Genomic DNA, 25,120 nt, shown 5'->3' on the forward strand with positions numbered 1-25,120 from the left:
CGAGCACTGCCCTGAATAGCGCCTGAACAAACCTGAACATTCACGCTTTTATCGACTTGCGGGCCACACCACTGCCGGGATCAGGCGAACGTAGACCAACTCGGCCACCAACTCGACCAGGGTTTGCAGGATCACCGCTGCGGCAGCCAACCCGCGCATGTCCTCCGGCAAAGCCAGCGCCAATGGCAATACCACCAGCGAGTTGCGCGTCGAAGCACTGAACGTCACCGCCCGTGCGCTTGGCGCAGGCAGCGCAAACAGTCGCGCAGCCAGGATCCCCATCAGCGGCGCCAGCAGTACGAAGCCCAGGTAGATCGCAAGCACTGGCAGGAGCAGGTCGAAGTCGCGCATCACCGATGTGATTTGCGACCCGATCACCACGAACAGCACCAGGGCCATCGCCGGCACCGGCAACCACGCCCACGCACTGCTCCATTTGTCGACCAGCCTTGATCGTCGCGCCAGGTAGGCCGTCAGCACAGCCAGCAGCATCGGCACCACGATCAACAACAGGAATGCCTCGATAAACGGGCCGATCTCAACCACCACACCCGAGTGCGCCCCCAGCATAAAACCCAGGTACACCGGCAGCAGTGCCAACTGCAACAGCAACAGCAACGGTGTGGCCGCCAGCATCAACCGCGAATCGCCCTTGCCGATGTGGGTGAACACCACCACGTAATCAATACAGGGCGTCAACAACACCAGCAAGGCCCCCACCAACAGCGCAGGATGCCCCGACAGGCCTCGGGTCAGCGCCCACACCAGCAATGGCACCAGAATAAAATTGGCCAGCAGCAACGCCGAGACAAAGCGGATATTGCCCAAACCCTGGCGCAGATCGAGGAAAGGAATCTGCAGGAACATCGCGTACATCAATACCGCGATGGCAGGCGTGATCAATACGCTCAAACCGTGAGCCACTAGAGGCGCGAACACACCACAGGCAGCGGCCAGCAGGATGGCGACAAAATAGAAGGGGATCTGGTTATGCTCAAGGGCATCGCGGGTCATGAAGACGCTCTGGCAGATGACAAAGGCATAGCCTATTGATCTATGGCCTGGTGGTCGAGCGCGATGAACGACCAAACCCCGCCCGGATTTCCTTGGGATTTGCCCCAACCTGCGCTTCAATACTCCACCCCGATCCAGAACCCAAGGATGTTGAGCCCATGGCCTCGCCGAACAAGCAGCAAAAACGCGCCCAGCGGGCAAAGACCAAGGCCAAGCAAAACCGCACCCAGCGCGCCGTCGCGGCCAAGCCGGATGCGTTCGCCGGCGACGACAGCCGCATCGATCTTGAATCGGTGGACTTGACCGAACTGTTCGTCGAGATGCGCACCGCAGGCGAGATCAGCCAGCAGGCACTGTGCGCGGTATTCCTGGCGCACCCGCTGTTGGCGTTGGTGCTGGAGCAGGAAGGCGAAGAGGAAGCGACCGACTTTATCCTGGCGGCGCTGATTGAATATCGGCAGTGGGCCACTGACAGCGATGACGAGGCCGCTGCGTTGGCGTGGATCGAATCGCCGCAATTCCAGGCGGACTATGTAGCAGCATCCCAGGCGCTGACAGCCTCAACAGACTGACACATATCAAAATGTGGGAGGGGGCTTGCTCCCGATGGCAGAGTCTCAGTCAACATCCAAGTGACTGACACACCGCCATCGGGGGCAAGCCCCCTCCCACATTTGCGTCACATTCCGTCAGTTGAGCACTGCTGCGCCTACCTTCTGGGCCTTGCGGCGGCTCGCCACGAACAACCCAGCCAGCACCACCAGCAAGCTCAACACTCCCGTCGCGATGATCTCGACCCGGTGCGCTTCCTGGAACAGCATGATGGTCAACGTACCGACGATAAACACCATCACGGCGTACGTCAGGCCAGGAAACAGCCACATTTTGAACACGATCTTCTCGCCCGCCGCCGCACGCTTTTGACGCATGCGCAGTTGCGACACGGCAATCACCAGGTACACCAGCAACGCAATGGCGCCGGAGCTGGCCAGCAGGAATTCGAACACGGCCGCCGGGGCCACGTAGTTGGCAAATACCGCCAGGAACGCCGCACCGGTGGACAGCAACACCGCCCAATAAGGTGTACCACTTTTGTTGGTGCGCTTGGCCACCGCTGGTGCATCACCGCGACGCCCGAGGGAGAACAACATACGCGAGGCGGTGTAGAGCGCCGAGTTGAGGCAACTGGTAACAGCCACCAGCACCACCAGGTCGACGATCAGCTTGGCATTCGGGATGCCCATGCGCTCAAGTACCGTCTGGTAGGAACCTACGGCGGCCAGGGTCGGATCGTTCCAAGGCACCAGCGACACGACAATGAAGATCGACAGCAGGTAAAACAAACCAATCCGCCAGATGACCGAGTTGGTGGCCTTGGTGATTTGCTGGCCGGGGTTCTTGGATTCCGCTGCAGCGATGGTGACGATCTCAGTGCCCATGAACGAGAACATGGTGGTCAGGATCGCTGCCAGAACCGCGCCCATCCCATTAGGCATAAAGCCCTGGGTATCGAACAGGTGCGAAACACCGCTGACCTGGCTGGTGGGCAAAAAGCCGAAGATCGCGGCCAGGCCGAGGATTACAAAGCCGACGATGGCCACGACTTTAATCAACGCAAACCAGAACTCGAACTCACCGTAGTTCTTCACGCTGAACAGGTTGGTTGCAGTCAGCAACAACGTAATGACCAGGGTAAACACCCAAATCGCCACGTCGGGGAACCAGGCGTGCAGGATAGTCGCCGCCGCGTTGGCTTCCAACGGAATCACCAGCACCCAGAACCACCAGTACAACCAACCAATGGTAAACCCAGCCCAGTGACCAATTGCGCGGTCGGCATAGGTAGAGAACGAACCAGTATCGGGTGACGCAACAGCCATCTCGGCCAGCATCCGCATCACCAGCACCACCAACGTACCGGCGGCCGCGTAGGCCAGCAGCACGGCGGGGCCGGCGGCAGCAATCGCATGGCCAGAGCCGACAAACAAACCTGCGCCGATTACGCCGGCAATCGACAGCATGGTGACATGCCGCGGCTTGAGCCCCTGTTCGAGGTCATTGGAGCTTTGAGTACTACTCATTGACACACCTTTGCGAGGAATTGCGAAAACGGGTTCGCCCGGCCTGCAGCCTTTCTCGTGAAAAGAATCCAACAGGGCGTTCTTTATTTTTTACGCAAGATTTGCGCCAAAATGTAACAGAGCCGCCATTGACGCGGGCTGTAGGACAATTCATCAGCGCTCGCAAGTCTTTGAGAATCATGGCATTCCGCTATAGCGTTACCGTGCGACTCACCTTCAAGCCAATCAGGCGCACCAAAAACACACATAAAAAGTACGTGACGCCCCATAAACGGGCTGATATGGACCGTTTGCCCGGTTAACCCTTCCAACACCCGGCCAAAGCTGGCACCATCGCGCCCTTTTTTACGCGAAGCCTGTGGATCTTTCGGGTTCAAACGTCTGTAGGTTGTTGATGGCGCGACACGCTACTGCGCCGATGCGACACACTGCCGCAGACCACCAGTTAACCGTCCGCAGCGCTGTTGGCTGTCATCCAAACGCTATGCTAGCTTGGCGCCTCGCCAGGAAGGCGGCCCAACAGCGAAGATCGCAACGAACACAATGAGGACCGCACATGGCCCAGGCCACGCCCGCGCTTGAAATCCGCAACTTGCACAAACGCTATGGTGAGCTTGAGGTACTCAAGGGTATCTCGCTGACCGCTCGCGACGGCGATGTGATCTCGATCCTGGGTTCCTCCGGTTCCGGCAAGTCCACCTTCCTGCGTTGCATCAACCTGCTGGAAAACCCGCATCAGGGCCAGATCCTGGTAGCTGGCGAAGAGCTCAAGCTCAAAGCCGCAAAAAACGGCGAGCTGATGGCCGCCGACGGCAAGCAGATCAACCGCCTGCGCAGCGAAATTGGTTTTGTGTTTCAAAACTTTAACCTGTGGCCGCACATGAGCATCCTCGACAACATCATCGAGGCCCCTCGCCGTGTGCTCGGCCAAAGCAAGGCCGAGGCTATAGAAGTGGCCGAGGCCTTGCTGGCCAAGGTCGGTATTGCCGACAAGCGCCACGCGTACCCTGCACAACTCTCCGGCGGCCAGCAACAACGGGCGGCGATTGCGCGCACCCTGGCGATGCAACCCAAGGTCATCCTGTTCGATGAACCCACGTCGGCGCTTGACCCGGAAATGGTTCAGGAAGTACTTAATGTGATCCGCGCACTGGCCGAAGAAGGCCGCACCATGCTGCTGGTCACCCACGAAATGGGCTTCGCCCGCCAGGTATCCAGCGAAGTGGTGTTTTTGCACCAGGGCCTGGTCGAAGAGCAAGGATCGCCACAGCAGGTGTTTGAAAACCCGCTTTCGGCGCGCTGCAAACAATTCATGTCCAGCAACCGCTAACGGAGCAACATGCATGCAGACCTATAAGAAATTCCTTCTGGCCGCGGCCGTCTCGATGGCGTTCAGCGCCACGGCCATGGCAGAAACCTTGAAAATGGGGATCGAAGCGGCTTACCCACCGTTCAACAATAAAGACGCCAGCGGCAACGTAGTGGGCTTCGACAAGGACATCGGCGACGCCTTGTGCGCCAAGATGAAAGTCGAGAAGTGCGAAGTGTATGTGTCCGACTGGGACGGCATCATCCCGGCCTTGAACGCCAAGAAGTTCGACTTCCTGGTGTCTTCGCTGTCGATCACCGATGAGCGCAAGCAGGCAGTTGACTTCACCGCCCCGTACTACTCGAACAAGCTGCAGTTCATTGCGCCAAAAGCCACAGCAGACTTCAAGACTGACGCCGCTTACCTGAAGGGCAAGGTGATCGGTGCACAGCGTGCAACGCTGGCCGGTACCTACCTGGAAGACAAGCTGCCGGACACCGAAGCCAAGCTCTACGACACCCAGGAAAACGCCTACCTCGACCTGACCTCCGGTCGCCTCGACGGCATCCTCGCCGACAAGTACGTGCAGTACGAGTGGCTCAAGAGCAAAGACGGTTCGGCCTATGAGTTCAAAGGCGATCCGGTGGTGGAAAGCGACAAGATCGGTATCGCCGTACGCAAGGGCGACCCATTGCGCGAGCGCCTGAACAAAGCCCTGGCAGAGATCAAGGCAGACGGCACCTACAAGAAGATCAACGACAAGTACTTCCCGTTCAGCATCGAATGATCTGAACGACCTGCCCGGCGCGCTCCTGTGGGCGCGTCGGCTTTTAGCAATGCCTGCCGCGATATGAAAACACCATGAATTTCGATCTCTACGGATTCGGCCCGGCCCTCGCCGCCGGCGCGCTGATGACCGTCAAACTGGCGCTCACGGCCCTGTGCCTGGGGCTGGTGCTCGGCCTTGCCGGCGCCTTGGCCAAGACTTCGCCGTACAAGCCGCTGCAATGGCTGGGCGGTGCGTATTCGACCATCGTTCGCGGTATTCCCGAATTACTGTGGGTGCTGCTGATTTACTTCGGCACCGTCAATCTGATGCGTGCCCTGGGTGAGTTTTTTGGCAACCCCGACCTGTCGCTGAGTGCCTTCGCCGCCGGCGTCATCGCCCTGGGCCTGTGCTTCGGCGCCTACGCCACCGAAGTGTTTCGCGGTGCGATCCTCGCCATTCCCAAGGGCCACCGCGAAGCCGGTGTGGCATTGGGGCTGTCGAAATTTCGGATTTTCACCCGGTTGATCATGCCGCAGATGTGGCGTATCGCTCTGCCGGGCCTGGGCAACCTGTTCATGATCCTGATGAAAGACACCGCACTGGTGTCGGTGATCGGCCTTGAAGAGATCATGCGCCACGCGCAAATCGGCGTGACCGTGACCAAGCAGCCATTCACCTTCTTCATGGTCGCAGCGTTCATGTACCTGGGCCTGACCGTACTGGCGATGACGAGCATGCACTTCCTGGAAAAACGCGCCGCCCGCGGCTTTGCAAGGAGCACCCAATGAGCGGCGACTACAGCTGGCTATCGCACTTTGACCTGGGCCTGAACTGGGCCGTGATCATCAAGTGGCTGCCGAAGTTGGCCCAGGGCGCGACTCTGACCCTGGAGCTGGTGGCAATCGCCGTGATCGCCGGCCTGCTGCTGGCGATTCCACTGGGTATCGCGCGCTCCTCGCGCCGCTGGTACGTGAGCGCCCTGCCCTATGGCTACATCTTCTTCTTCCGTGGCACGCCGCTGCTGGTGCAGTTGTTCCTGGTGTATTACGGGCTGGCGCAGTTCGATGCCGTGCGCAACAGCTTCATGTGGCCGTACCTGCGCGACCCGTTCTGGTGCGCCACTGCCACCATGACGCTGCACACCGCCGCCTATATCGCCGAGATCCTGCGCGGCGCGATCCAGGCCATTCCGCCGGGCGAGATCGAAGCAGCGCGGGCGTTGGGCATGTCCAAACCGAAAACGCTGTTCTACATCATCCTGCCCCGCGCCTCGCGCATCGGCCTGCCGGCCTACAGCAACGAAGTGATCCTGATGCTCAAGGCCAGCGCCCTGGCCAGTACCGTGACCCTGCTGGAACTGACCGGCATGGCGCGCACCATCATTGCCCGCACTTACCTGCCGGTAGAGATTTTCTTCGCCGCGGGCTTGTTCTACCTGCTGATGGCCTACGTGCTGGTGCGCGGTTTCAAACTGCTGGAAAAGTGGCTGCGCGTCGATGCGTGCCAAGGACGTTGAGGCACGCTTCCAGGCACTGGATGCATTCCTGATCGAGCACCAAGGGCTGTGGCGACCACGGCCCTTTACTCAGTTGCAGCTGCCCTGGGAAACCGAGCATCCCGAGTTATCCCAGTGGCTGCGTCGGCGTTCGTTGGCCGAAGCCGAAGCCAGTCACAACCACCCCCACGACCTGCCTGCGCCTGCGCCGTTTCCACAGCTGGCCGCTCAAGCGCTGCGCCTGAGTGCTGTGGATAAGTTACCCGCCCACTCCCTTGACCCCGCTCGCCACCGTTTGAATGTGGATGTGCCCGGGCGCAAGTGGCAACAGATCGAAGCCTTCGGCGCCGCACTGACTTTTGCCCAGACGCCTGCCCACTGGCTGGACTGGTGCGCCGGCAAAGGCCATCTTGGCCGCCGCCTGCTGCAACCCGGCCAACGATTGACTTGCCTGGAATATGACCCGGCCCTGATTGCGTCCGGCCAAGCCCTGAGCGATCACCACGGCTTGCCCGCTGCCCATTGCCTGCAAGACGTGATGGCCGATGTAGCGATCGACCCCGAACACACACCTGTGGCCCTGCACGCCTGCGGCGACCTGCACGTGCGCCTGCTGCAACTGGCCAGCGCCGCTGGCTGCAAACAATTGGCCCTGGCGCCCTGCTGCTACAACCGCATCAATGCCGAGCGCTACCAGGCACTGTCCGCCGCCGGGCGCGCATCCCTGCTAACCCTGTCGATCGACGATCTGGGATTACCCCTGAGCGAAACCGTCACCGCCGGCAACCGCGTGCGCCAGCAACGAGACACCTCCATGGCGCGGCGCCTTGGCTTTGATCGACTACAGCGGCAACTGCGCGGCTGCAACGACTACCTGCCGACGCCCTCCCTGCCCGCCAGTTGGCTGGATAAATCCTTCGCCGACTACTGCCGCGAGCTGGCAAACCACAAGAATTTATCCACAGGTGAACAAGACTGGCCGGCGCTCGAAGCCCACGGCTGGCAGCGCCTGGCCGAAGTGCGAAACCTGGAGTTGGTAAGGGGTTTGTTTCGACGCCCACTGGAAATGTGGCTGGTGCTGGACCGCGCCCTGTTTTTGAGCGAACAGGGCTACAACGTCGAGGTCGGCACCTTCTGCGAACCAACACTCACCCCACGCAACCTGATGGTGCTGGCCCAGCGCGAATAAGGTGCAAAATTTCCAACACGCGCCCTGTGGATAACTCTGTTGATGGAATCTTTGCAGAGGCTGTAGCAATCGGCATTGAACGCCAAAAGCGAGGCTGGTCATTTTTTGTTCACAAAATAAAACGCACACAAAACAGGCAGTTGCAGCGTGTTGAGAACGGCTGCACAAAATGGCCGTTTCGTGACAGCTGTTACCAACCGATTGTGCATAAGCATCAGACGTTAAACGTATAAAGCGGACTTTGCAGGGTGGTTTTTGGCGGTTTCAGCGGGCGGAGAACCTCGTTGGGCGTCGGATCGCTCAGGTGCGCGGGGTACCTGGCATGACGCCGAAGTGACGGCTTTTTACGCTGCCACGCCGTGTGGAAAACACGCTAATCGCAAGAAACCTTGGTTTTTGCAAAAATAGTCAGAATTCAGGGGTTTACAGAACCTTTCCAATCGCTATAATCGTCGCCCTAACACGCCGGTATAGCTCAGTTGGTAGAGCAACTGACTTGTAATCAGTAGGTCCCGGGTTCGACTCCTGGTGCCGGCACCATATCTCAAAGCCCCGCAATGCGGGGCTTTGTGGTTTCTGGGGTTTAGGAAACTATAGAAATTTGAATCGCCCTTTTGGCTGAAATGCCCAAAAAGTGTCCACACTTAAAATCGAGGGCTGCTTGCCTCAGACCCGATTTCGATTTTTACGATGCAGCGGCCAGATCTGCCCCCCCCCCACGGCATTGTGCTTAGAGTGAAAATAAACCCGCCCCCTTTTCCCGCGTGATGCGCTCTCCGTGGTTGATTGTTGCATCTGGCCGCAATCCGGGAAGGGCCGCAATCTTCGCGCTTTGATGACCCTGGTAGTCATCGAACAGCTCCACCGGCACGTGTAGCGGCGAGCGAACGCCAAAGAAGCTGTCGGCCCGACTGCGCACGAATACTTCCCCGTCACCCTGCTGCTGCCAGATGAAGTCGGGAATGCTGAAAACCGGGGCCAGGCTGTCCATGGCTTGGTAGCCAACTTCCAGGCTGTAGAAAAAAGGCGCCTTGACGCCAGCTTAAGGCCGATCCGGGACGCGAAAGCGCAGGCCGGCGTGCTGGCTGATCTTGACCAGCACAGCTAAGTCCACTTCGAGATGTCCTTTCGGGCATCCCACTTTTTATATGAAATTATGGCTGGCCAATAATTATGGCGAATCCATAAAACAGATAATCGCATCAGCAACCAGTGCTCGCTGCCCAGGTTTGACTTCCAACGCGACAGATCTATTTTCCTGATTGCTCCCCACGCCCCACCACGCTACCCTCCTCCCCGTCGCTGCCAATTCAGCGACCGGGCCTGAGAACCCGACTTGATGCAGGCGCCTTAGCGCCACGCATTCGTTGAAATAACGACGTGGTAGCTCTCACTCGATACGGGAGTTCTACCAATGACCGCTCCAAATCCATCTGCGTTAACCACCCTCGGCGTCACCCCCTTTTCCTTTCACTCCGACCAACCTCTGTTCCGCGTCAACAGCGGTGTTTCCCTGCATGAAGCCTTGCATCACGTTTCTGACCTGCTCCACCTCGCCAAGCTGCTCGCGGAAGACGCGGCGATCACGCAGGACACGGACCGTTATGCCTGGGCGTCGCATTATTTGCAGGAGATGAGCAAGGCGGTGATTGATGATGTGGTGAAGGTGTTGGAGTCGCCAGGGAATGTTGAGCAATAAAGAAGTCGTGTGGTTCGCGGGCTGACGTCATCGCGGGCAAGCCCGGCTCCCACAGAGGAAAGCCCTGGCCTGAATAGGTCGGGGCTTTTTGCGAAAGACGAGCCAAAGGCAATATGGCACTTAGCCACTTATTCGATTGACACCCCCTCACCACTCCTTTAAAAACCCCGCCTTGCTTGCGCTTTTATCGAGACATGGATGTTGTCCAACCCCCCGCTGTTCAAATACCGCCGCTATTGGCTGGCAGCCATCATCGTGTTGCTGGCGATTCTTGATCCTTTCGGCCTGGCCAGTTCCAGCGACAAGGCGTCGGCGCAGTGGCTCAATCGTATGTTCGCCAGTCACTACCCGAGCCTTGGGCAGCAGCGGGTGGCGGTGGTGTTGATTGATGATGCCTACCTGATGCGCAACGACACCTCTTGGCCAATGCCCTATGGCGAGCAGAGCAAGTTGTTCAAGCGCTTGCTGGCGTACAAGCCTGGGGCGGTGTTTGTGGATTTGCTCTACAGCCATGATCACTCGTTGGGCGACCCGGCGCGGGGCAGTCAGTTGCTGGCGAATGTGTTTGAGCGTTATCAGCGCCAGGGCATCTCGCTGTGGTTGGCCAATACCGGGTTGACGCGTGCGGAGGCGGGCCAGGCCAATACGCTGGCGCCTTTTATGCAGGTGAGCCGCCCAGCACTGGTGGTGTGGGAGGGGGTGGACGACAAGTACCCGTTGGCCATGCACACACAGGCAGGGCTTTTAGAAACCCCAGCAATGGCGCTGTACCGCGAGTTTTGTGCCACGCAACATTGCAAACAGCCGCCGGTGGATGCGCAGACCGCTGCGCAGCGCCAGCCCATTGCTGTGCAATGGGGGCTGAAGCTGGCGGCGGAACAGGCGCGGATTGCCGATATCAGCCACTGCGCGCCCGCGCGGCATTTTTTGCTGGATGGGGTGGCGCAGTTCTTTCAGGCCGTGTTCTGGAAGCTTGATGACTCGGCCCAGGCGCGGTGCCCTTATACGCTGACGTTGTCGGCCAGTGACCTGGAGGTCAGCGACCCTGACGATCAGGCATTGATCGCAGAGTTGCTGCGCGACCGCCTGGTGCTGGTGGGCGCCAATATCGCGTCCACGGGGGATCTGGTTGAGTCGCCGGTACATGGCCAACTCCCCGGCGTGTACTTGCACGCCATGGCCCTGGATAACCTGATCAATTCTGGCATGGACTACGACCATGAACCGGCCGACTTTCCCCGCTTGCCCTTCAATTGGCTGGACCTGCTGGAGCTCGGGCTGCTGGCGTTGATTGCCGTGCTCAAGGCACTGCACGCACGTCGCCTGGCGGGCCAGCGCACCTGGAGCCGGTGGCGGCGCCAGGAAATCTGGTTTTTTACTTCGCCGTGCCCCTCGTGGCTGTTGGTGATGTCGATGTTGGTGGCGGTCAGTGTGTTGCTGAGCCTCAATGACATCACCCCGGTCAACGTGCTGGGCATTGTATTGCTGTCGTTGGTGTTGTTCAGCGAGCGGATCGAAGCCTTCTTCGACCGCGACCGCTGAGTGTGCCGTTTTGTCATTTGACTCAAGGAATTCAAGGATGAACAGAAGTCTCATCGTTTTGCTCACCGCCCTCTTTGTCCAGGGTGCCTGGGCTGAAACTCACAGTATCAAGGCGTTCCTGGCCGACCCGGTGACCGTACTGGACGAGCAAGGCAAGCAACAACGTGAGTTGGCGAAAAAGGATGCGCCCACCCAGCCCGTACCGGTGTTGCAGTACAACCAGGCGCTGGACCTGGTGCAGGTCGAGCTGGCGGGCCAGAAGGTCTGGCTGGACACCATGGACCTGCGCATCGAACCACCGCTGAATGTTGTGGACCTGCCCTGCCAGGGCCTGACCAAAAGCCAGGCCAAGGACAGCCGCAATAACTCCACCATTGGTTTTGGTGCCGGTTGCAATCAATAAAAGGAGCGGTGCGGTGAAGGGATATCTAGTTGCGGCCTGCCTATTGGCCAGTTCGGTACTCAGCGGTTGCGCCACCTTGAAGGGCGCGGACCAGGCGTTCCTGAACCTGGTGGGGCCTTCGACCCAATCCCGGGTCCAGGGCCACTACGTGGACAACACTGACGTACGCCAGTACTACAAGCTCGACCCACAGCGCCAGAGCCAGCAGCGCCTGAGCTACGACGGGCGGGCGGTGCCGGCTGCCGAAGCGCGTCAGCAGAACTTGGTGGATATCCCGATGCTGCAAGGCTACTTGCAGGGCATTGTCATGCGCTTGTCCAAGGGCTGGCCGGGGGAGTTGCCGCCGCTGCAGGTGAAGATTACCGACAGCTATGGGTTCGGGCCGTCGGCAGACCCTTACGGCAACCTGTTCGTGCCGCTGGGTATGCTGGACAACGTCGCCAGCGAAGACGAAATCGCGGCAATGCTCGGCCATGAAATGAGCCACGTGCTGCTGCATCACCATGACCGCATGGCTGCCTTCCAGCAGCAGAAAGACATGTTCACCACCGTCGCCTCCACGGTCGCCTTGGCCACCATGGCTGCCGATACGGGCGTCGACCGCAGCTCCGGGACGATGAAACTGTTCAGTAAAGACCCGGCCGGCACGCAAAAGACCATCGGTAACACCGTGCTGTACACCGCACTGGCCAATACCTTTTCCGATCAGGTATGGAGCACCGCCTGGGGCCGCAGCCAGGAAGACCAGGCCGACCTGCTCGGCACCGACTTGATGATCCGCGCCGGTTACGCCCCGCGTGCCGCCACCCATAGTCTGGAGCGCCTCAACGACTTCCAGGGCAAGCAGAAACCCTTGCTCACGGGCTTCCTCACGGCGCGCAAGAATGCCATGCAGGATTCGCTGCAGCAGTTCAATCTCAACCAGTTCACCAAAGAGCTCGACGTGCTGGTCAAGGACGGCTTGACCACCGGCATCACCGCGACCACGCAATACTTCAACCGCTCGCACATGTCGGCGATGGACCGTGACACCGAGCTGCGCCAGTACTTGCAACGCGAATATCGCCAGGAACGCCGCGCTCGGGTCAACCCACAAAGCTGGTCGAAGATGAAGACTACGCCGCAAGTGGCGAAGGCCTTACAGGGTTATAAAGACGCGTACTTCGCCATCGATGCCCTGGAGAAAAACAAAGTGCCGGATGCCGAAGGGTTTATCCGCAAGGCTCTGGCGTCACCGGTCAAGGACCAGCCGAGCATTCGGCGCACGGCCTATACCGTGCGCCTGGCCCAGGGCAAAAACAGCGAAGCGGTGAAAGAGTTGCAGGCGATCAAGGACTGGTCCCTGGCCGGCCCCTCCACCTATGACTTGATGATCAGCTACCACCTCAAGCGGGGTGATGGGCAATCGGCCCTGGCGATGATCGACAAGGCTGAACGCAATCTGGGCTCGGAGGAGCTGTTCATCACCGAAAAGCTGTTGGCCAACCAGCAACTGCAGAATGCGCAGCAGGTGCAAACGGTGTTGCGCAAATGCGAGCAGTACCCGACACGCAAGGAAAACTGCAAGAAGCTCGCACCGGCCAAGGCCTAGGCGGCAACATTCGCACCTGGCATAAAAAAACCCCGAACCAGTCGGGGTTTTTTATTGCCTGGCATCAGGCACGACGCTCGATCAATTAGAAAACGTTGATCGGGTAGTCGGCGAACAGACGGATTTCGTTACCGCCTACGTTGTAGTTGCTGGCGTTGTTGGAAACGCGCAGCCACGAGGCGCGAGCACGCAGGCTCAGGTCTTTGGCTGGGCCGCTCTGTACGACGTACTTGAACTGGTTCCAGATTTCACGCTCGGTGCCATCGCCACGGCCGCTGCCGTCGTCGATGTTGGTGCCACGCACGTAGGCAATGTTGTAGGTCAGGCCCGGTACGCCGAAGGTGGCGAAATCGATGCCGTAACCTGCTTGCCAGGAACGCTCGTCCTTGCCGTTGAAGTCGGACCAGTAGGAGTTGGCCAGCAAGATGGTATTGCCGCCGTCGCCGATGCCGCCAGCGTTGCGGTAGCCGCCGTACAGGTAGCCAGTGTCGCCGGTGCTGCGCTGGTGAGCGAGGGTGAAGCTGTGCGCGCCAACGGCCCAGGTCGCGCCCAGGCTCCAGATCTTGTTGTCGCGCGCGTCCGCATCACCTTGGTTTTCCAGGGCGAAACTGCGATCAAGCTTGGTTTTGTAGCCGTTGAAGTCAAACGTCAGCGATTGCTTCTCTGGCAGGGCCAGCACGTAGTTGACGTTGACGTATTGCTTTTTCAGCACGTCCTGCATGTCGGAGGCATACAGGGCAGCCGACAGGCTTTCGGTGAATTTGTAGCTACCGCCGATGTAGTTGATGCTCTTCAAGCGGCCGCTGTCGCTGCCCTCGGCGCTCTTGCGAGCTTCCTTGGTGAAGTGACCGGCGTCCAGTTGCAGGCCGGCGATCTCTTTGGAAACAATCGAGGTGCCCTCATAGGTTTCCGACAGCAAGCGCGAGTTATCGTACTGCAGGACCGGTACGGCCGGCATTTGCTGACCGTATTTGATCACGGTGTTGGAGATACGCGCCTTCACGGCCGCGCCGCCTTTGGCCAGGTCGTTGGCGGCTTCACCGCTGTCACCTTGCTTGAAGAAGTCGATACCGCCAGCGCCGCTGCGGCCTTTACCACCGTCCAGGCGGATAGCGTATTGGCCAATCACGTCCACACCCACACCGACGGTGCCTTGGGTGAAGCCGGATTCGAACTTGCCGATGAAGCCTTGGCCCCATTCAGCTTTGTCCTGCTTGCCGTTTTTGTAGTCACGGCTGATGTAGGCGTTACGTGCGGCGATGTTCAGGTGGCTATCTTCAACAAACCCCTTGGATTGCTCCTGGTCGTTTGCCATTGCTGTCGATGCGCTCAAAATCCCCAGAGCGATCAGACTCATCCGTTGCTTCAACATATTCTTATATTCCTTATTACGGGTTGAGTACGCGCTGTGACACCAGGCTCCATGTTGCTATTTCTGGTGTCGACCTTTGCCGCAAAAAGAAAGCCCGCGGACGACTGAACTGCCGCGGGCCTTTTTTTATTGGAGTAAGTCATGGCGGTGAGCCACAGGCGTTGGGCGCAATCCTATGCGGGCGTTGAACTATGTGTCAATTTCGTGAATCGTCTGTATTTAGGCGATATTCGTCTAAGGGGCGAGCTAAAGCACTACGCTGAAAACGATTGAATGACCTACGGCAGCGGTAAAAAACACATCAAGTAACAAATCTGCCAGCGACACGACAGGGAATAGATAACACGCGCAAATGCAAAGCATTACCATTCGCGCAAATTTCCTGCCCAACTTGTTGGATACACCCCCATGCCCACCCCTTGCCTGACGCCCATCGCCCTTGGGCTCTCCATGCTGCTGTCTGCCGGTTTTGCCTGCGCGACTACCGTATTGCCCGAGACCTCGATCAATGCCGAAGCGGATGAAGACGACCCACGGGTCAAAGAGACCAACACCGCCACGCGCACCGCGACCTCCGTACGCTATGTGCCCCAGGCGATCGACTCGGTAAAAACCGACAATCTGCGGTCCTACGGCACCAACGACCTGGGCCAGGCGTTAAGCGGTATTCCCAACGTCAGCAGCGGCGCCGACACACGCTTCGACAGCCTGCGCATACGCGGTTTCGACGCCAGCAATGACTTCTATCTGGACGGCATTCGCGACGACAGCCAGTACGTGCGCGACCTGCACAACATCGAGCGTATCGAAGTGCTCAAGGGCCCGGCCGCCGTGCTGTACGGGCGAGGTGGCCAGGGCGGTATCGTCAACCGCGTAAGCAAATTGCCCACGCCGGGCCATAAGTCGAGTATCGAAGCCCAAGGTGGCAGCAACGATTTGCGCAGCCTGTATGCCGACCTGAGCGCCGACCCGAGCGACACCATCAGCCTGCGCCTGAACATGGGCAACCAGGACAACAACAGCTTTCGCGATGGCGTCAGCGGCAACCGCCAGTTGTTTGCGCCGTCGATGAGCTGGCAGCTCACGCCCGACCTGAACTGGCTGGTGCAATACGAATACAGCCGCTATAACCGCACGCCGGACCGTGGCATTCCAGGGGTCAACGGGCGCCCGGCGGATGTGAGCCGCAGCACCACTTATTTCGATCACGGCGACTACATCGACGATAAATCCCAGTCACTGCGTTCCAAGCTCGCCTACGAGCTCAACGCCAACTGGCAACTGCGCCACACCCTCGGTGTGTTCAAGCTCGACAGCGATTTCGACAACACTTACCAGACCGGCTACGACGCGAAAACCAACAGCGTCAGCCGCCAACACTGGCAGCAAGACCTGACCACCCGCAATGTTTTCAACAACCTTGAGCTGGAGGGTGGTTTCGACACATTTGGCCTGGAGCATCGCCTGCTCACCGGTATCGAGCTGGGCAGCCAGCGCCGCGATCCGAAGCTGTACTCGGCTCGGGATGCCAGGACGGTCCCCAGCCTGGACCTCAACCAACCCAATCGCCGCCTGAGCCACACCGGGAGCATGCGACTGTCGAGTTACAACCACACTGAAGTCGAAAGCAGCGCGCTGTACGTGCAGGATCAACTGCGCCTGAACGACCAGTGGCAACTATTGGGCGGGCTGCGTTATGACCGCTTTGAAGTGGACACCACCAGCAAGGTGCTCAACACCCAGGAGAACGTGAAGAGCCACAGCACCAGCCCGCGCGTCGGCCTGGTGTGGACGCCACTGGAGCATCATTCGTTCTATGCCTCGTGGAGCAAGACCTTCTCGCCAGCGGGCGGCGGCCTGATCGGGATCACGCCGAACGCCGCCGGGAACGTCAACGACCTTAGCCCGGAGCTGACCAGGCAGAAGGAAATCGGCGTGAAGAGCGACTGGTTCGACGACCGCCTGAGCACCACCCTCGCCGTGTACGAGCTGGAACTCTACAACCGCCGCACCAGCGACCCGCTGGACCGCACCATCACCCTGCTCACCGGCGAGCAACGCTCACGCGGCGTGGAGCTGACGGCCACCGGCAAGATCATCGACAACTGGTACGTACGCGGCGGTATAGGCCTGCAGGACGCCAAGGTGGAGAAGGACAACAACGGCTTTGAAGGCAAACGTATCAGCGACGTGGCCAAGCGCAATGCCAGCGTGTTCATCACCTGGAAACCGGAAATGGGCTGGTACGCCGAAACCGGTTTGACCCTGGTAGGTGATCGCTACGCCGACAACCTCAACACCGTGGTACTGCCGGGATACGGGCGCTGGGACGCGCTGGCCGGGTTCCGTCAGAAAGAGTGGGACGTGAGGGCGGCGCTGAACAATATTGCCGACAAAAATTACTACGCCTCGGCGACCAGTGCGGCGCAGATTCAACCAGGGGAGCCGCGTAGCCTGGTGGTCACCGGTACCTACAGTTTCTGATATTTCATCTGGCACACTGACTGCAGTGTGCCTTCACTTATTCATCAACTCGCATAACGCCTGCACTTCATCCTCTGTGAACAACCCCACCGGGTAGCGTTCTCTCATCACGCTGCGCAAGTCAGGCACCTGCCTGACCTGTCGCGAGCCGTTTGTCTTCAACCACAGTGCCAACGCATGGATCGCATCGCCGTTGACTCGCAAGGGGTGAAACGTGCGCGTGTTCATCAGGTCGATATCGGCATTCATTTCAGCGCTCTCTCCTGCTGCGTGAGCGGCTAACTTACTCAAGGTTTGTGACAGAACTGCGCAGTCATCGCACAGATTCACTGTGCCGACAGCGATACAAGAGCTATGCCAATGTGCCGTCCGCCTTGGCATTCAGATACAAAAAAGCCCGCGACCTGGCTGGGTCGCGGGCTTGGCTGGAACACTGCGGTTGCGCAGCGCCCACGCGCCCTCAAAGCACCGTTACAACTACACTCAATTTCTGTGCGGTGCGGGCTGCTGTTGGGTCAGGCAATGAATATTGCCTCCCCCCAGTAACAGTTCGCGGCCCGGCACCATCACTACTTCGTGCTGCGGGAACAGGCTCTGCAGGATTTGTTTGGCCTGGTGGTCCAGCGGGTCATCGAAACTCGGCGCGATGATGCCGCCGTTGACGATCAGGAAGTTGACGTAGGACCCGGCCAACCGCACGCTCGGGTTACGTTCCTGGCTGCCGTCCACCGGGTCGACACCGGCGCATTCTTCCTCGGTGGCATACAGCGGTCCCGGGATCGGCATTTTATGCACGATGAACGCGCGTCCCTTGGCGTCGGTGCTGTTTTGCAGCACATCCATGGCTGCGTGGCAGCGTGGGTAGTTCGGATCTTGCGGGTCATCGGTCCAGGCCAGCAACACTTCGCCCGGGCGCACATAGCAGCAGAAGTTATCCACATGGCCATCGGTTTCGTCGTTGAGCAGGCCATCCGGCAACCAGATGATCTTATCCACCGCGAGGTGATCAGCCAGTACAGCTTCAATGGCCGCACGATCCAGGTGCGGGTTGCGATTGCGGTTCAACAGGCACTCTTCGGTGGTGATCAGGGTGCCTTCGCCATCCACATGGATCGAACCCCCTTCAAGCACGAAGCCTTGGGTGCGATAGCGCGGCGCGCGCTCGATCTCGAGGATCTTGCCGCCTACCTGGGAGTCACGGTTCCATGGTGCATACAGGCCGCCGTCAAAACCACCCCAGGCATTGAAATCCCAATTCACGCCCCGCACCTCGCCGCTGTCGTTGATCACGAACGTGGGGCCCGTATCGCGGACCCAGGCATCGTCGGAAGACATTTCCACCAAGCGAATATTGGGTACATCCAGGCGCGCACGGGCGTTCTCGTACTGGCCGGCGGAAACCGCAACGGTCACGGGCTCAAAGCGGGCGATGGCCTTGGCCACAGCCACGTGGGCGGCCTGCGCAGGCTTACCGCCCAGACGCCAGTTGTCGGGGCGCTCGGGCCAGATCATCCAGGTTTGGGTTTGTGGCGCCCATTCGGCAGGCATATGGAAGCCATCGGCGCGAGGTGTGCTGTGCAGGGTGGTCATGGCGTTCAAAACTCCGAATGGGGTGAAGACCGACTTGATATGGATAAAAATCGGCTTTGGAAGCGCTTAACGATTATAGATCCCGAATATTACACAAAATAGCCGATAACAATCGATCTATCACAGTTGCTCATCCAGTACTTTCGACAACGTGTCGACAAAGAAGTCCACGCTTTGCCGGGTGGTCACCATCGGCGGTTTGATCTTGAGAATGTTCAGGTAGTCGCCCGTAGGCTGCATGAAAATCCCCAATTCCCGAAGACGATCACATAACAGCGCCGTCTCTTGCGTCGCAGGTTCCAGGGTGTGTCGGTCACGCACCAGTTCCAGGCCCAGATAGAAGCCCGAACCATGTACCGCTCCGACCAACGGATGGCGGTCGATCAGCGCTTGCAGCCGAGCCTTGAAATGCCCGCCAACCACCTGGGCGTTTTCCCAGAGTGTCTCTTCTTCCATCACGTCCAGCACCGCCATGCCGATTTGGCAACTGACCGGGCTGCCCCCCGATGACGAGAAGAAATACCCTTCGGCCTCCAGCGCCTCGGCAATTTCTCGACGGGTGATCACCGCCCCCAAAGGCTGGCCGTTGCCCATGCCTTTGGCCATGGTGATGATGTCGGGCACCACGCCCTGCTCTTCAAAGCCCCAGAAGAAGTGGCCCATGCGGCCGTACCCTACCTGCACCTCATCGGCGATGCACACGCCCCCCTGGGCACGGACCAAGCCATACACCTGCTGTAAATAACCCGGCGGCAGAGAGATGCCCCCGGCATTGCCGTATACCGGCTCACAGATAAATCCAGCCAACTGGCGCTGGCTTGCGGCAATTTTCGCCAGGTTGTGTTCCACGCTTCGCACGTAGTCCGGTGCGCTGTCCGGCCCGCGGAATTCGCCGCGGTAGGTATTGGGTGCTGTCACCGGGTGCACCCAGTCCGGGCGGCTGCTCAATGCCTGGGGGTTATCGGCAATTGATGTGGACACGGCGTCTGCCGCCACCGACCAGCCGTGGTACGCCTCCAGCACGCTGAGCATGTCGCGCCCACCGCTGTAGGCCCAGGCCAGGCGAATCGCCAGGTCATTGGCTTCGGTGCCGCTGTTGACCAGGAACACGCGGTCCATGCCCTTGGGCGCCAGCGCCAGCAACCGTTCGGAAAACTCGGCAATCGCAGCATAGTGAAACCGCGAGTTGGTGTTGAGCAGCGACCACTGCCGCGCTGCTACCGCGGCCATGCGCGGGTGACCATGGCCCAGCACGGCTACGTTGTTGAGCATGTCCAGGTAGGATCGGCCCTGCATGTCGATCAGGTGGTTGCGCCAGCCCCGCTCGATACGTGGCGGGTCCATGTAGTAGTGCTTCTGGGAGCGGGCGAAGCTGGCATCACGCCGGGCCAGCAGGGCCTGCGGGTCCAGTTCCGGTTCGGCATCGCAGGCCAGCCCCAACAGCGCCGCCGGTGACGGGCACAACGCCTGCCAGGCCGAGGCTCGGGAGGGCGTGCAGAACAGTGGCGGCTCAAGGTCGGCGCTGCATAACTGCACAATCAACGGCGCGTGAACCTCACCCATTACTTGCCCTTTCACCACCAACGCTCCAGGCGTGAGTGACGTTTTTAAGCCCCACACACGCAGGCTCAGCCTAGGGTCGTGCAAGCACAGCAAGCCATCGGCGCCTTCACGCAGCGTGCCTGCAAAGGGAGCTTGCAGCACGCTGCCGTGGGGCAGGTGCAGTTCGACATGGAGGGGGAAGGTCTGCGGCTCTACCGCGCTGTCGGCACAGGTACGCGACAAGCGGTATTGCCCATACCGACTGGCCGCCAGCCCATGTACTGCCGCTGCTTCAGCCAGCAACCGCCGATCTGTTCCCGGGGTTTCCCAATTACCGGCCTCCCAATGCGGGCTGAGTACGCCCAGGTCGATCAGCGCGAACTCGCGGCCCACCAGGCCCGGCAACAAGGGTGCAAAGTCATGGCTGGCAACCGGTGGCAACGTCTCGCCAACGCCAGTGAGAATCGCCGCTTGCATCAGCGCAAACGGCACCGCCGTCGCAACATGGAAAATTTCCCACTCGTGCTCAGCGTTTTTCTTTAAATACGTGTTATCCGGGTCCAGGCGTTGCTGCTGTTCACCGCTGAGCACCAGCACCGCCGCACGTGCGACGATCAGCGGCCACAACACCTCCAACTCTTCGCGCTGTAACGGCATCACCGCGTGACAGGCCTGGATTGCCGGCAGAATCGCAAACGGGTCACCGTGGGCGTGGTGCAACAGGGACGCGCAGGTTACCGACAGGTCAGCAATCCGCCAGGTGTGCACCAAATCGCCGAAATCAATCACGCCGTGGATACGCCAGCGCCGCTGGGCATCACGCTGGCACACCACATTGTCATCGGTGATGTCCAGATGTACCGCTTGCCACGGCAGGCGTGGTGCCAAAGGTTGGACATACGCCTCGACCTGCGTGGCTACGCGCTCCAATACGGCGCGTTGCGGCAGGTCAGGCAAGGTTGCCAGCAGATGAGTGATCAACGCCTGCGCATGGCGCGGATCCCACTGCAGGGTGCGCGCAAGGCCCGGATGCTCGAAACCTTGCAGCGCGAGGCTCATCTGCGCGCACAGCTCACCGAAGCCTGCGATCACATCGCGGCCCAGGTGCGGTAAATGCGTGAGGGGCTGGCCGTCGATGTACTCCAGTAGCCGCAGGTGCAGGGTGTGCCCGTCGACGCTTACCGTCAGCAGCTCATTACCATCCAACGCTTGAATCACCTTGGGCACGCGCAGATGGTCATGTGCTTGCAGACTATTGAGGGCCGCGTGTTGGGCCTCGAGTTCAACGGCGGCGTAGTCACCGCGGCAGATTTTGAGAACAAAACGGCCCTGGGCGTTGTCAATCTTATAGTTGAGGTCTTGTTGACTGCCCAACGCTTGCAGCACACCGCTCATCCCATAATGCCGCTCGAGCAGGCTTGCCGCCTGGTCGGGGCTTACTTGTGGGCAAGGTAAACTGGCGCGGTGGGTCAATGTGGCTAACGACATTGTGACGACCTTTGTTTTTTCAGTCGTCTATATCGCCATTGTTCCGGGTCACAAGGCAACCCCCAGTAAACGCCGGACTTGCACCACCCGGCCCTCACAACTCAAGCTATGCTTCATTCGCTTAATGTCCATCTAAGGAAAGGGCCCTCCGATATGCGCATTCTCGTTACTGGCGGCGCTGGCTTTATCGGCTCAGCCCTGATCCGCTATTTGATTCAAGATACCGAACATGAAGTGCTCAATCTGGACAAGCTCACCTATGCCGGCAACCTGGAGTCGCTGACCAGCATCGCGTCCAACAGCCGCTATGAGTTTGTCCAGGCCGATATCATCGACCAGGCCGCCGTCAGCGCCGTACTCGCACGCTTTGAACCTGATGCGATCATGCACTTGGCGGCCGAGTCCCACGTTGACCGCTCCATTGACGGTCCGTCGGATTTTATCCAGACCAACATCGTCGGCACCTACAGCCTGCTGGAAGCCACACGGGCTTACTGGCAGAAGCTGGCAGAACCGGCCAAAAGCGCGTTCCGCTTCCACCACATTTCCACTGACGAGGTGTATGGCGACCTGCACGGCGTAGACGACCTCTTCACCGAAACCACCCCTTACGCGCCCAGCTCTCCCTACTCCGCGAGCAAGGCGGCATCCGACCACCTGGTACGCGCCTGGCAGCGTACATACGGCCTGCCGATACTGCTGACCAATTGCTCGAACAACTACGGGCCATTCCACTTCCCCGAAAAATTGATCCCGCTGGTTATTCTCAACGCCTTGGCGGGCAAGCCACTGCCTGTCTACGGCGACGGTTTGCAGGTACGTGACTGGCTGTTTGTCGAGGATCATGCCCGTGCACTGCTCAAAGTGGTCACCACTGGGGTGGTGGGCGAGACCTACAACATCGGTGGTCATAACGAGCAGAAGAACATCGACGTGGTACGTGGCATTTGCGGCCTGCTGGAAGAGCTGGCGCCGCATCGCCCCGCCGGCGTGGCAAAATTCACTGACCTGATCACCTTCGTCAAGGATCGCCCTGGCCACGACCAGCGCTACGCCATCGACGCCAGCAAGATCGAACGCGAACTGGGCTGGGTCCCGGAAGAAACCTTTGAGACAGGACTGCGCAAAACCGTGCAGTGGTACCTCGATAACCTGGAATGGTGCCGCAGGGTCCAGGACGGTAGTTATCAGGGCGAACGATTGGGCAACACCGACTTGAAGGATCTAATCGCATGATGAAGGGCATCGTATTGGCTGGCGGCTCCGGCACCCGCTTGCACCCCATTACTCTGGGAGTGTCCAAACAGCTGTTGCCGGTGTACGACAAACCCATGATCTACTACCCGATATCCGTGCTGATGCTTGCCGGGATCAAGGACATCCTGGTGATCTCCACGCCGGTAGACTTGCCACAGTACCGAAACCTGCTGGGAGATGGCAGCCAGTTTGGCGTGCATTTCACCTATGCCGAACAGCCGTCTCCAGACGGGTTGGCTCAAGCATTTATCATTGGCGAAGAGTTCATCGGTGATGACGCCGTGTGCCTGATTCTGGGGGACAACATCTTCCACGGCCAACATTTTAGTGATCAATTACGCACTGCAGCCGAGCGTTCATCGGGCGCTACGGTATTCGGCTACTGGGTAAAAGACCCGGAGCGCTTCGGTGTGATTGATTTCGATAAAGAGGGCCGCGCCCTGTCCATTGAAGAAAAACCGGCGAAGCCCAAGTCACCCTATGCCGTCACCGGCCTGTATTTCTACGATAACGACGTGATCAAGATCGCCAAGGCCGTCAAGCCTTCGCCGCGCGGCGAGTTGGAAATCACCGACGTCAACAACGCCTATCTTCAGCGCGGCGACCTGCATGTAGAACGCTTCGGTCGCGGCTTTGCCTGGCTCGACACCGGCACCCATGACAGCCTGCTGGAGGCCTCGACTTACGTGCAGACCATCGAGCACCGCCAGGGCTTGAAAGTGGCTTGCCTGGAAGAGATCGCCTACGAAAACGGCTGGATCGACCGCGACTATCTGCTGGAACGCGCCAAATACTTCGGCAAGACCGGCTATGGCCAGTACCTGTATTCCCTCGCCGGAGAGACCCAGTGAACGTAGTTGAAACCACACTACCCGGCGTGCTGATCCTTGAGCCAAAGGTATTCGGTGACGAGCGCGGTTTCTTCTACGAAAGCTTCAACGCCCGCGCTTTTGAAGCAGCTACCGGGCTCAAGCGTGATTTTGTGCAGGACAACCACTCGCGCTCGCAAAAAGGCGTACTACGGGGCTTGCACTATCAGCTTGAGCACACTCAAGGCAAGCTGGTGCGTGTCACTCACGGCGAAGTGCTGGATGTAGCCGTCGACATCCGTCGCAGCTCCCCAAACTTCGGAAACTGGGTGGGTGTACGCCTGTCGGCACAGAACCATCGTCAATTGTGGGTGCCAGAAGGTTTTGCACATGGTTTCGTGGTGTTGAGCGACCACGCAGAGTTCCTGTACAAAACCACCGATTACTACCAGCCAAGCGCCGAGCGCAGCATTCTCTGGAATGACCCAACGCTGGCTATCGACTGGGAGCTGGCCGAACCGCCGCAATTGTCTGCCAAAGACCAGGTCGGAAAACTGCTGATGGAAGCCGACCTGTTCCCATGAAAATATTAATCACCGGCCAACACGGCCAAGTCTCCCTGGAGCTGCAACAGCGGCTCCAGGGTCTTGGCGAACTCGTCATCCTGGGCCGCGACCAGCTTGACCTGGCCGACGCTGACCTCATCCGCCAACAGGTACGCGCCCACCGCCCTGGCCTGATCATCAACGCGGCAGCCCACACTGCCGTCGATCTGGCCGAGAGCGAACCGGACGCAGCCTTTGCGATCAACGCCATCGCCCCCGGCATCCTCGCCGAGGAAGCCAAGGCACTGGGCATCCCGCTGATTCATTACTCGACCGACTACGTGTTCGATGGCAGCAAACCTGCCCCTTACATCGAAAGCGACACACCCAACCCTTTGGGTGTCTATGGTCAGAGCAAACTGGCGGGTGAACAGGCGATTGCTGCCGTAGGTGGCGAACACCTGATCTTGCGCACCAGTTGGGTGTATTCGAGCCATGGCAAGAATTTCCTGCTGACCATGCAGCGCCTGCTGCAGGAAAAACCGCAGATGCGCATCGTCGCCGACCAGATCGGTGCGCCGACCTGGGCCGGGACCATCGCCAGCAGCACCCGTGCGCTGATTCAGCAGTGGCAGGCTGGCAAGGCCGGGGATTGGGGTGTTTACCACCTCACCGCACAAGGTGAGACCTCGTGGTTCGGCTTTGCCCAAGCCATTGGCGAGCAATTGCGGATCGAGGGCAAAGCCTGCGCCGAACTGGAGCCGATCCCTTCCAGTGCCTACCCCACCCCCGCCAAGCGCCCGCTGAACTCGCGCCTGGATTGCTCGCGTCTGCAACAGCAATGGCACGTCAGCCAGCCCCATTGGCAAGATGCATTGCACGAGTGTCTTGCCAGGCAGCACTAGGCATAATGCGCCTGTACCCACAGGCGCACACTCCCC

General features: G+C 59.5%; 21 protein-coding genes, 1 tRNA gene and 1 pseudogene. 16 read left to right on the top strand and 7 right to left on the bottom strand.

Annotation, left to right across the window (positions count from 1 at the left end):
- Nucleotides 1–48 precede the first annotated feature (48 nt).
- Nucleotides 49–1,014 (bottom strand): arsenic resistance protein, encoded by a 966-nt coding sequence (locus QMK52_RS05540; protein ID WP_320403892.1) that lies wholly within the window; start codon nt 1,012–1,014, stop codon nt 49–51.
- Nucleotides 1,015–1,172: 158 nt separating this feature from the next.
- Here QMK52_RS05540 and QMK52_RS05545 point away from each other — a divergent pair, with 158 nt between their 5' ends.
- Nucleotides 1,173–1,586: a hypothetical protein gene (locus QMK52_RS05545; protein ID WP_005783897.1), complete on the top strand. Its 414-nt coding sequence runs from the start codon at nt 1,173–1,175 to the stop codon at nt 1,584–1,586.
- 117 nt (nt 1,587–1,703) lie between these two features.
- Here QMK52_RS05545 and gabP read toward each other — a convergent pair whose 3' ends face one another.
- Entirely contained in the window at nt 1,704–3,095 is a 1,392-nt protein-coding gene (gene gabP, locus QMK52_RS05550; RefSeq protein WP_005783895.1) for a GABA permease, read from the bottom strand.
- 556 nt (nt 3,096–3,651) lie between these two features.
- On the opposite strand from gabP, the gene QMK52_RS05555 reads away from it, so the two are divergent.
- The 6 genes from QMK52_RS05555 (at nt 3,652) to QMK52_RS05580 (ending at nt 8,397) form a co-directional block, all read left to right on the top strand.
- Entirely contained in the window at nt 3,652–4,425 is a 774-nt protein-coding gene (locus tag QMK52_RS05555) for an ABC transporter ATP-binding protein (protein ID WP_003187760.1), read from the top strand.
- Between the two features lie 13 nt (nt 4,426–4,438).
- Nucleotides 4,439–5,191: an ABC transporter substrate-binding protein gene (locus tag QMK52_RS05560; protein ID WP_248090534.1), complete on the top strand. Its 753-nt coding sequence runs from the start codon at nt 4,439–4,441 to the stop codon at nt 5,189–5,191.
- Nucleotides 5,192–5,265: 74 nt separating this feature from the next.
- A complete protein-coding gene (locus QMK52_RS05565) occupies nt 5,266–5,961 on the top strand; it encodes an ABC transporter permease (protein WP_005783890.1) in 696 nt (231 codons plus the stop codon).
- 38 nt (nt 5,962–5,999) lie between these two features.
- Complete coding sequence (locus tag QMK52_RS05570) at nt 6,000–6,689, top strand: ABC transporter permease (protein ID WP_032803763.1); 690 nt, start codon at nt 6,000–6,002, stop codon at nt 6,687–6,689.
- On the top strand, nt 6,670–7,857 hold the full coding sequence (locus QMK52_RS05575) for a methyltransferase (RefSeq protein ID WP_320403893.1): 1,188 nt from the start codon (nt 6,670–6,672) through the stop codon (nt 7,855–7,857). Before QMK52_RS05570 ends, QMK52_RS05575 begins: the two co-directional genes overlap by 20 nt.
- A gap of 464 nt (nt 7,858–8,321) precedes the next feature.
- Nucleotides 8,322–8,397 (top strand) — tRNA-Thr (locus QMK52_RS05580).
- Nucleotides 8,398–8,587: 190 nt separating this feature from the next.
- Here QMK52_RS05580 and QMK52_RS05585 read toward each other — a convergent pair.
- Nucleotides 8,588–8,971, bottom strand: a pseudogene (locus tag QMK52_RS05585) (hypothetical protein); the annotation flags it as partial.
- A 300-nt stretch (nt 8,972–9,271) separates the two neighbouring features.
- On the opposite strand from QMK52_RS05585, the gene QMK52_RS05590 reads away from it, so the two are divergent.
- From QMK52_RS05590 to QMK52_RS05605, 4 genes are all read left to right on the top strand, one after another.
- Complete coding sequence (locus QMK52_RS05590; protein WP_320403894.1) at nt 9,272–9,556, top strand: DUF3077 domain-containing protein; 285 nt, start codon at nt 9,272–9,274, stop codon at nt 9,554–9,556.
- A gap of 198 nt (nt 9,557–9,754) precedes the next feature.
- The gene (locus QMK52_RS05595; protein ID WP_320403895.1) at nt 9,755–11,098 is read left to right on the top strand and encodes a CHASE2 domain-containing protein; all 1,344 of its coding nucleotides are present in this window, start codon (nt 9,755–9,757) and stop codon (nt 11,096–11,098) included.
- 37 nt (nt 11,099–11,135) lie between these two features.
- Nucleotides 11,136–11,501 carry a hypothetical protein gene (locus QMK52_RS05600; protein ID WP_320403896.1) on the top strand — a complete coding sequence of 122 codons (366 nt, stop codon included), beginning with the start codon at nt 11,136–11,138 and terminating at the stop codon, nt 11,499–11,501.
- A 13-nt stretch (nt 11,502–11,514) separates the two neighbouring features.
- Complete coding sequence (locus tag QMK52_RS05605) at nt 11,515–13,092, top strand: M48 family metallopeptidase (protein WP_320403897.1); 1,578 nt, start codon at nt 11,515–11,517, stop codon at nt 13,090–13,092.
- Nucleotides 13,093–13,177: 85 nt separating this feature from the next.
- Here QMK52_RS05605 and QMK52_RS05610 read toward each other — a convergent pair whose 3' ends face one another.
- Entirely contained in the window at nt 13,178–14,464 is a 1,287-nt protein-coding gene (locus QMK52_RS05610; protein WP_005783872.1) for an OprD family porin, read from the bottom strand.
- Nucleotides 14,465–14,872: 408 nt separating this feature from the next.
- Here QMK52_RS05610 and QMK52_RS05615 point away from each other — a divergent pair, with 408 nt between their 5' ends.
- Nucleotides 14,873–16,948: a TonB-dependent receptor gene (locus tag QMK52_RS05615; protein ID WP_005783869.1), complete on the top strand. Its 2,076-nt coding sequence runs from the start codon at nt 14,873–14,875 to the stop codon at nt 16,946–16,948.
- Nucleotides 16,949–16,981: 33 nt separating this feature from the next.
- Here the strand turns inward: QMK52_RS05615 and QMK52_RS05620 are convergent, their stop codons facing one another.
- The 3 genes from QMK52_RS05620 to QMK52_RS05630 all read right to left on the bottom strand — a co-directional run bounded on the left by QMK52_RS05620 (nt 16,982) and on the right by QMK52_RS05630 (nt 21,568).
- Entirely contained in the window at nt 16,982–17,197 is a 216-nt protein-coding gene (locus tag QMK52_RS05620; protein WP_320403898.1) for a hypothetical protein, read from the bottom strand.
- 234 nt (nt 17,198–17,431) lie between these two features.
- Nucleotides 17,432–18,538: an agmatine deiminase gene (aguA, locus tag QMK52_RS05625; RefSeq protein ID WP_320403899.1), complete on the bottom strand. Its 1,107-nt coding sequence runs from the start codon at nt 18,536–18,538 to the stop codon at nt 17,432–17,434.
- Between the two features lie 120 nt (nt 18,539–18,658).
- A complete protein-coding gene (locus tag QMK52_RS05630) occupies nt 18,659–21,568 on the bottom strand; it encodes an aminotransferase (RefSeq protein ID WP_320403900.1) in 2,910 nt (969 codons plus the stop codon).
- 153 nt (nt 21,569–21,721) lie between these two features.
- On the opposite strand from QMK52_RS05630, the gene rfbB reads away from it, so the two are divergent.
- Genes rfbB through rfbD form a run of 4 tightly spaced genes read left to right on the top strand, consistent with a single transcriptional unit; the run spans nt 21,722 to nt 25,084 of the window.
- On the top strand, nt 21,722–22,804 hold the full coding sequence (gene rfbB, locus QMK52_RS05635; protein ID WP_320403901.1) for a dTDP-glucose 4,6-dehydratase: 1,083 nt from the start codon (nt 21,722–21,724) through the stop codon (nt 22,802–22,804).
- Nucleotides 22,801–23,676 (top strand): glucose-1-phosphate thymidylyltransferase RfbA, encoded by an 876-nt coding sequence (rfbA, locus tag QMK52_RS05640; RefSeq protein WP_005783860.1) that lies wholly within the window; start codon nt 22,801–22,803, stop codon nt 23,674–23,676. The genes rfbB and rfbA overlap by 4 nt, the downstream gene beginning before the upstream one ends.
- Nucleotides 23,673–24,218: a dTDP-4-dehydrorhamnose 3,5-epimerase gene (rfbC, locus tag QMK52_RS05645; RefSeq protein ID WP_005783858.1), complete on the top strand. Its 546-nt coding sequence runs from the start codon at nt 23,673–23,675 to the stop codon at nt 24,216–24,218. Before rfbA ends, rfbC begins: the two co-directional genes overlap by 4 nt.
- On the top strand, nt 24,215–25,084 hold the full coding sequence (rfbD, locus tag QMK52_RS05650) for a dTDP-4-dehydrorhamnose reductase (RefSeq protein WP_005783856.1): 870 nt from the start codon (nt 24,215–24,217) through the stop codon (nt 25,082–25,084). The genes rfbC and rfbD overlap by 4 nt, the downstream gene beginning before the upstream one ends.
- Nucleotides 25,085–25,120: the final 36 nt, after the last annotated feature.

The organism is Pseudomonas sp. P9_2 (assembly GCF_034008255.1).
In the GTDB taxonomy this organism is placed as follows: domain Bacteria; phylum Pseudomonadota; class Gammaproteobacteria; order Pseudomonadales; family Pseudomonadaceae; genus Aquipseudomonas; species Aquipseudomonas synxantha_A.

What these genes read in the sequence shown, in the direction of transcription:
- QMK52_RS05540 (WP_320403892.1), bottom strand. Translation starts at nt 1,014, where the DNA reads ATGACCCGCGATGCCCTTGAGCATAACCAGATCCCCTTCTATTTTGTC.
- QMK52_RS05545 (WP_005783897.1), top strand. Translation starts at nt 1,173, where the DNA reads ATGGCCTCGCCGAACAAGCAGCAAAAACGCGCCCAGCGGGCAAAGACC.
- gabP (WP_005783895.1), bottom strand. Translation starts at nt 3,095, where the DNA reads ATGAGTAGTACTCAAAGCTCCAATGACCTCGAACAGGGGCTCAAGCCG.
- QMK52_RS05555 (WP_003187760.1), top strand. Translation starts at nt 3,652, where the DNA reads ATGGCCCAGGCCACGCCCGCGCTTGAAATCCGCAACTTGCACAAACGC.
- QMK52_RS05560 (WP_248090534.1), top strand. Translation starts at nt 4,439, where the DNA reads ATGCAGACCTATAAGAAATTCCTTCTGGCCGCGGCCGTCTCGATGGCG.
- QMK52_RS05565 (WP_005783890.1), top strand. Translation starts at nt 5,266, where the DNA reads ATGAATTTCGATCTCTACGGATTCGGCCCGGCCCTCGCCGCCGGCGCG.
- QMK52_RS05575 (WP_320403893.1), top strand. Translation starts at nt 6,670, where the DNA reads ATGCGTGCCAAGGACGTTGAGGCACGCTTCCAGGCACTGGATGCATTC.
- QMK52_RS05590 (WP_320403894.1), top strand. Translation starts at nt 9,272, where the DNA reads ATGACCGCTCCAAATCCATCTGCGTTAACCACCCTCGGCGTCACCCCC.
- QMK52_RS05595 (WP_320403895.1), top strand. Translation starts at nt 9,755, where the DNA reads ATGTTGTCCAACCCCCCGCTGTTCAAATACCGCCGCTATTGGCTGGCA.
- QMK52_RS05600 (WP_320403896.1), top strand. Translation starts at nt 11,136, where the DNA reads ATGAACAGAAGTCTCATCGTTTTGCTCACCGCCCTCTTTGTCCAGGGT.
- QMK52_RS05610 (WP_005783872.1), bottom strand. Translation starts at nt 14,464, where the DNA reads ATGTTGAAGCAACGGATGAGTCTGATCGCTCTGGGGATTTTGAGCGCA.
- QMK52_RS05615 (WP_005783869.1), top strand. Translation starts at nt 14,873, where the DNA reads ATGCCCACCCCTTGCCTGACGCCCATCGCCCTTGGGCTCTCCATGCTG.
- QMK52_RS05620 (WP_320403898.1), bottom strand. Translation starts at nt 17,197, where the DNA reads ATGAATGCCGATATCGACCTGATGAACACGCGCACGTTTCACCCCTTG.
- aguA (WP_320403899.1), bottom strand. Translation starts at nt 18,538, where the DNA reads ATGACCACCCTGCACAGCACACCTCGCGCCGATGGCTTCCATATGCCT.
- QMK52_RS05630 (WP_320403900.1), bottom strand. Translation starts at nt 21,568, where the DNA reads ATGTCGTTAGCCACATTGACCCACCGCGCCAGTTTACCTTGCCCACAA.
- rfbB (WP_320403901.1), top strand. Translation starts at nt 21,722, where the DNA reads ATGCGCATTCTCGTTACTGGCGGCGCTGGCTTTATCGGCTCAGCCCTG.
- rfbA (WP_005783860.1), top strand. Translation starts at nt 22,801, where the DNA reads ATGATGAAGGGCATCGTATTGGCTGGCGGCTCCGGCACCCGCTTGCAC.
- rfbD (WP_005783856.1), top strand. Translation starts at nt 24,215, where the DNA reads ATGAAAATATTAATCACCGGCCAACACGGCCAAGTCTCCCTGGAGCTG.